Here is a 678-nt window from a genome sequence, read left to right as displayed (position 1 = left end):
CGACCCGCGGTTCCCGCACGGCCCGCTCGTGGTCCTGGACGGTGACGGGAGCGCGTACGGCGTGGACGGGATCGTGCTGGACTGCCCGGCCACCACGATTCCGAAGTTGGTGGAGTGGACGCTGGCCGAATCCGGGCTCGGCGCGCCGCGGCTGAACCGCAACGGCAAGGACTCCGATCCTCTGGTCGTCCTTACCGCGGCGGCCGCCGTCCGGCTCGGGCTGCCCGAGCGGCTGGAAGGTCACGAGCAGCGCCGCTCCCTGCGCCTTGAGGACGACCACCCGGTCGTCAAGCAGGTCGCGAAGGCGAAGTGGAAGCTGACGCAGCGCGGCTTCGGCCCCTGGGCGCGGATCTACCGGCCCGCGCAGGCCGGTCAGCGTCAGTGCGTGCAGTTCGCGGTCCTGTCGTGGGACGCGCTCGATGCCCGGGCCTGGCCGGGTGTGGCGGAGATGGAGCCGGCAGAGGTTGCCCGCGTGTTGGGTACGTACGCGGCCCGGGTGATCACGCCGCGCGGCTCCACCGCCACCTCCGGGCTGGAGCTGATGACCGCGCTGCGGCCGCCGACCCGCGCCGTGAAGAACGACACCACCGGGGAGTGGGCGTCCGCCTACAACCCGGGCTCGCTTGGTACCGAGCCGATGGACCCCGCACCGCCGGAGGCCCCCGCCGAACATCCCGT

The 678-nt window shown here is 73.0% G+C and carries 1 pseudogene; it reads left to right on the top strand.

From position 1 onward, the window contains the following. A pseudogene (locus PV721_RS43680) lies at positions 1–678 on the top strand (transcriptional regulator); the annotation flags it as partial.

Origin of the sequence: Streptomyces sp. MB09-01 (assembly GCF_033794505.1) — a bacterium.
GTDB lineage: Bacteria > Actinomycetota > Actinomycetes > Streptomycetales > Streptomycetaceae > Streptomyces.
Note: the sequence above shows the minus strand (reverse complement) of the source record. Positions and strands in the feature narration are given on the sequence as shown.